We start from the raw sequence: 4,463 nt of genomic DNA, 5'->3' as shown, positions 1-4,463 counted from the left end.
TTAAATTGTGTCTTTTTTTTAGATTGCTTTTTTTTCATTAATTGAAATCATCCTCTGATTCCAATTTTCTTTACTAGTTCTTGATATCTCTGAACGTTTTTGTCTTTTATGTAAGATAGTAATCTTTTCCTTTTACCAATCATTTTTAATAATCCTTGCCTTGAAGCGAAATCATGAATGTTTCCTTGGAGATGGTCACTTAATTTCGATATTCTTTTAGAAAGCATTGCTACCTGAACTTCAACTGAACCTGTATCAGTTGGATGTACTTGATGAGTTTCAATCAGATTCTGTTTCTCAGCTGTATCTAATGACATAAAATTTATTTTCTATTTATCTATGATACTACGTCATCTATCTAAATTACTACTATTCTTATCTAGATAACTCATAGCAAATTTTAATAGATTTTCAAACGATAAATTATTTAAGATTCCTTTCAAAGACAAAAAAATATTTTCTTGAATGATCAACCGCAAAAGTTTTAGTTTATCAAATATAAAATTTCTATTAAATATACAAACTAATTACTCCAGATACTAAACATATAAATTAAATACTAGTTATGATATCAAGATCTCAGTAAGAGATCAGATTAGAAATATAAACGGGAAATTGAAAGTTTTTAAAATTATTTAAACATCTAATTTTTCCTGTATTTGCATCATAGTTTCTACAAAAGATGAATATCCAAGAACTTAAAGTCAACTACAAAAAGCTTTTAAACAAAGCTGCCAAAGCAAACGGTCGTAAAGAAACTGTTTCTTACTTAAATCGTGCTGCTAAAATTAAATCAAAAATCTATTCAAACACTAAAGTAAATTGCTTTAGATGTAATGGAGCAGGTTTTCTAAGAATTTCATTAGATGAGACTAAAACATGTCTATCTTGCTATGGGAAGGGTTTTTTAATTAAAGAAATTCAGCAGGTTTAAAAAATTTGATTGTTCATGAAAGATCTCATTCAAGCTCACAAAAAATTAATTAAAACAGTAAAAGAACAAATGGGATTTTCTGATTATGGGATGTATTGGTTGGCTTTCCTGGAAGGGGGTCTAACTATATGGCTGCTGGATAGAATATTTTTCCACTGGTTAAAGTTTTAATTTTTATTTAAGTCAAAAAAATTTCTGCAGGTATTAAATAAATTAATTTATCGAAACCATTTGAAAAGTTGTAGGATGGTAAAAAACTAATATGCAATTACTCGGATTAATTCTTCTTCTAGCTAGTAGCTGGTATTTATGGAAATTAACATCAAACTTTCTTGATGAACCAACAAAAAAAGAACTGACTAATAGTTTAAATAACCTCAAAAATAAATTCTCTGAGGGAAAACAAAATTTCTCTAAAGCAAAAATAAGCGAAGCTTGGGAAAAATACAAAGAAGAAGGTGGTGCCTTATCTAATAAAGAAAAAAGCTAGTGGACTTTTTTATTATTACAAGTCTCACTAAAGATATTTCTAGAATTGATCTAATTGGTATTTTGTTTGGTCATTTAATTTTTGGTGTTGCATTGACACAGCTTTTAGATTGGACGTGGTTAAAGAACCTTATGAGTGAAGAAGATAAAACAAGGATGCTTAAAAGTTATACATGGAAAGACTTATTAGTAGATGGAGCAATTGTTACGGTAGTTCTAGGAATAATCTTTTTGATAATTAGCATTTTTCTATAAATGAACGTAACTTACATCCTTTTAGTTTTTTTAATGATATCAATTGTGATTTTCACTCAAATAATCAATTCCTCCGATAAATCAAAATAAATGACAGAAGTAACTAGCAACTCCTCAACTGGGTGGTACTTAATCGCTTTGGTAAGCACTTTATCTTTTTTAGCCTTAATTTACTTCGGCCAAAAAAGATAGAGTAAATTTTGAAAGACTATTTAAATTCATAAAAAAAGCTCTGCAACTTCATGAGATGCAGAGCTTTTAATTATTAAGTAACTGATTTATATAAATCTATTGATTATAAAACCTTTTTTCTTAATCAAAGAAAAAGAGACCGATGAATGTGATGAAGATACTGAATTCACGGCCCCTTTGATAACCGCATTTTTCGGTAGATACGACAATGAATCACCTCCTTTACTAATGTTTTTTTAAAGATAACTAAAAGAATTAAACAAGGAAAGAAATTCGTTAAAAATTTAAAAGTTTTTTAACAAATTAACGATATAAATCTCTTAAAAATAAAAATATAGATATTACCAAGGCAAAACTTCTCCGTTGGCATGCCAAAACGTACCCGAGTTATTTTTATTTAAAGAATCAATACGTTTTAAAAGGCCATTTGCTGATTCTTCAGGACTAATTCCATTTCTTGTAAAGCCAGTCATTCTTGTACTCACTAACCCAGGATGCAAAATAGCTACATAAATATCTTCTCTTGATAAATCTATAGAAAGTGATTTTGCTGCCATTGACAAGGCTACCTTAGACATCCTGTAACCATAAGAACTTCCAGATGAATTATCTTCAATAGATCCCATTCTACTTGTGATAAAAGCAACTTTAGAAGATCTTTTTAAAAGATGTTTAAGTGATTGAGTCATACATATTGGGCTCAATGCATTAACTTCAAATTGCCGCAAAATACTTTTTTTATCTAAGTTTTCGAAAGAATTAAATTCATAAATTCCTGCATTATGAATTAAGCAATCTAAATTAACTCCAGATAGTTTTTTACACAAATTTGTTATCGACTCATCAGAAGAAATTTCTATATTCTCTTCAATTCTCACTCCTAAATCTCTAAGTTCTTTTGAAGCTTTCCTACACGTTGCAATTACATTATCTCCCCTCTTATGAATTTGCCTACATAGTTCTAATCCAATACCCCTATTTGATCCTGTAATTAGATAAGTCGACATCTCTAAACTAAAAAATAAAAAATTAATCTAAATCCAAATATAAAAGAAAACGAACTAGAAAAAGAAAAAATTTATAAAATTCCTTATTAGATTTTTTAAGGTTATGATGAATTATGAAATTTAAAAGATTTTATAAAAGAAAGCAAAGATATTTTTATCATCAAAATTTAATGTATGGAAATTTTCAATCAAGAATTTATACAAGAGATTATTAGGTTAACGTGGAGAAATCCTGCTTTCATGGCTATAGCTATTGCATTAGTTTGGCTTATCCCACAATTATTTATCAGAAAAATAATGGCAAAAAAATATGAAAGAAGAAAAATAGAAATTCAGAAAAATAAAATTCAGAAGCTTTACCCAACTAATACTCCTAAATAAGATTTTTATTTATAAGATGATCTAATGAATCAAAAAAAATACTTTTTGCATCTAAGTAAAATATGACCTACAAAATAATTAGAATTGATGGGAAAGATGACGAATTAACAGCTCAAAGTTTTGATAAGTATTCAGATGCGTACGATTTGTTAGAGGAACTATATGGAGATTTATGTTGTTCAGATGCTGATTATGGAGACATAACCTATTACGATATTGTGGAAAATAATTTAAAAAATATTAATGGAGAATAAAAAATGGGCTCCCTCCCAAGAAGAAAATTTAGGGGTAATAACGAGTGTATATGAATTCATTAAAGAAGAACTTTCAGAACTTCAAAAAAAAACTGGATGTCCCGATTCATTTATTTATGATTTTATTGGCAAGATTCAGAATGAATGGCATCCTGAATCTTGCCACTCCATAGTTAGAAATAAAAAAAGGAAAAATTAGAAAATATTAAATCTTCAACGCAAATTTATAAAATTTCTCTAATATAATTTGAATTTAAAAATATTAAATCATGATTATTAGAATACTAGGAATCGTACTTATCCTTGGTACGATTGCATATTATGGTTTAGTTTTAACTGGGCAAAGCAACCTTTAGTTTTTTAACTTTTAAAAATTTCTCATGAAATGGCCTCCTACTTTGTGTTGGACAGCACCAAAAACTATTAATGGTAATAGGCATTTTCAAGTTAAAGCTTATGGTGGTAAAAATGAAGATAGATGGGTTGATATTTTTCCTACCAAAAATAAAAAAGATATTAAAAGGATCTCATGGGCAAAACTAAAATCAGAATGGACTACTGGATGGTTAAGGCTCCCAAAAGATAAAGATTAATTTGTTTATGTAAACAAATATTATTAACCAGAAAATTGTAAAAAATAATACCTAATACAAAAAAAATAACTTATAAGATTTTTAAAAAGCTGTTTAATATGAAGCCAGAACCGAAGAAAAAACTTCCTAATAAAAAAGTTATAAGTTCAGCAAAATTTGAGGCTAAAGAACAATTCACAAAATCTGCATTAGAAAATTTAAAAACAGAAAATGAAAGACTTGTTAATTCACTAAAAAAATCTGGGGAAATTAAAGAATCAAAAAAAAAATAGATTTACATAATTAAAATTTTTCTATTATTATGATGTTTTATTGATTGAGAAATGATTGAAAAAATCTCTCTAGCAAATACTCATTT

General features: G+C 27.6%; 10 protein-coding genes. 8 read left to right on the top strand and 2 right to left on the bottom strand.

From position 1 onward, the window contains the following. Window positions 1–47 precede the first annotated feature (47 nt). Window positions 48–317 carry a 30S ribosomal protein S15 gene (rpsO, locus tag MK115_RS08905; RefSeq protein ID WP_287610833.1) on the bottom strand — a complete coding sequence of 90 codons (270 nt, stop codon included), beginning with the start codon at window positions 315–317 and terminating at the stop codon, window positions 48–50. Between the two features lie 365 nt (window positions 318–682). On the opposite strand from rpsO, the gene MK115_RS08900 reads away from it, so the two are divergent. The 3 genes from MK115_RS08900 (at window position 683) to MK115_RS08890 (ending at window position 1,678) form a co-directional block, all read left to right on the top strand. Further along, window positions 683–934 carry a hypothetical protein gene (locus MK115_RS08900; RefSeq protein ID WP_025931689.1) on the top strand — a complete coding sequence of 84 codons (252 nt, stop codon included), beginning with the start codon at window positions 683–685 and terminating at the stop codon, window positions 932–934. 262 nt (window positions 935–1,196) lie between these two features. Beyond that, entirely contained in the window at window positions 1,197–1,424 is a 228-nt protein-coding gene (locus MK115_RS08895; RefSeq protein WP_011862743.1) for a hypothetical protein, read from the top strand. Next, window positions 1,424–1,678 (top strand): hypothetical protein, encoded by a 255-nt coding sequence (locus MK115_RS08890; protein WP_025890623.1) that lies wholly within the window; start codon window positions 1,424–1,426, stop codon window positions 1,676–1,678. Before MK115_RS08895 ends, MK115_RS08890 begins: the two co-directional genes overlap by 1 nt. A gap of 533 nt (window positions 1,679–2,211) precedes the next feature. Here MK115_RS08890 and MK115_RS08885 read toward each other — a convergent pair. Next, window positions 2,212–2,877, bottom strand: coding sequence for an SDR family oxidoreductase (locus MK115_RS08885; RefSeq protein ID WP_287610826.1), 666 nt, complete (start codon window positions 2,875–2,877; stop codon window positions 2,212–2,214). 174 nt (window positions 2,878–3,051) lie between these two features. Between MK115_RS08885 and MK115_RS08880 the strand changes: the two genes are divergently transcribed. The 5 genes from MK115_RS08880 to MK115_RS08860 all read left to right on the top strand — a co-directional run bounded on the left by MK115_RS08880 (window position 3,052) and on the right by MK115_RS08860 (window position 4,377). Further along, window positions 3,052–3,258, top strand: a complete 207-nt coding sequence (locus MK115_RS08880; protein ID WP_025890620.1) for a hypothetical protein — start codon at window positions 3,052–3,054, stop codon at window positions 3,256–3,258. Between the two features lie 62 nt (window positions 3,259–3,320). Beyond that, window positions 3,321–3,512, top strand: coding sequence for a hypothetical protein (locus tag MK115_RS08875; RefSeq protein WP_025953699.1), 192 nt, complete (start codon window positions 3,321–3,323; stop codon window positions 3,510–3,512). Then, complete coding sequence (locus tag MK115_RS08870) at window positions 3,502–3,711, top strand: hypothetical protein (RefSeq protein WP_032515290.1); 210 nt, start codon at window positions 3,502–3,504, stop codon at window positions 3,709–3,711. The genes MK115_RS08875 and MK115_RS08870 overlap by 11 nt, the downstream gene beginning before the upstream one ends. 181 nt (window positions 3,712–3,892) lie before the next feature. Further along, a complete protein-coding gene (locus MK115_RS08865) occupies window positions 3,893–4,105 on the top strand; it encodes a TIGR02450 family Trp-rich protein (protein WP_025931683.1) in 213 nt (70 codons plus the stop codon). A 98-nt stretch (window positions 4,106–4,203) separates the two neighbouring features. Further along, a complete protein-coding gene (locus MK115_RS08860) occupies window positions 4,204–4,377 on the top strand; it encodes a hypothetical protein (protein ID WP_287610816.1) in 174 nt (57 codons plus the stop codon). Window positions 4,378–4,463: the final 86 nt, after the last annotated feature.

Origin of the sequence: Prochlorococcus sp. ALOHA_ZT_50 (assembly GCF_022447305.1) — a bacterium.
Classification (GTDB): domain Bacteria; phylum Cyanobacteriota; class Cyanobacteriia; order PCC-6307; family Cyanobiaceae; genus Prochlorococcus_A.
The sequence above is the reverse complement of the archived record's forward strand: the minus strand, read 5'-3'. Positions and strand labels throughout refer to the sequence as shown.